The organism is Cupriavidus sp. D384, from assembly GCF_001652915.1.
Taxonomy (GTDB): domain Bacteria; phylum Pseudomonadota; class Gammaproteobacteria; order Burkholderiales; family Burkholderiaceae; genus Cupriavidus.
The window spans coordinates 1-206 of record NZ_BBQI01000118.1 but is presented as its reverse complement, the minus strand read 5'-3'; the positions used below and the strand labels follow the sequence as shown (position 1 = coordinate 206).

At 68.4% G+C, this 206-nt stretch carries 1 protein-coding gene; it reads left to right on the top strand.

Going from position 1 to position 206, the window contains the following annotated elements; genetic code table 11:
- A partial coding sequence (locus A9J21_RS32105) for a hypothetical protein (RefSeq protein WP_197497579.1) occupies nucleotides 1-206 on the top strand: 206 nt, incomplete at both ends.

Genomic DNA, 206 nt, shown 5'->3' with positions numbered 1-206 from the left:
TCGGCGATCAACGCGGGCCAGAAGATCAGTTCGGCAAGCAAGAGCCAGGACGGCCGTGCGTCGGCGTTGTGGGGCATTGCGGCCGGCCGCGACGCGTATGACGCGGCGATGGGTGCAGGCGACGCCATGAAGAGCCTGGCCGATGGCAAGGGGCCGGCAGGCACGGCGGTGACGCTGTCCTTCGGCACCAGCAAGAGCAAGAGCAC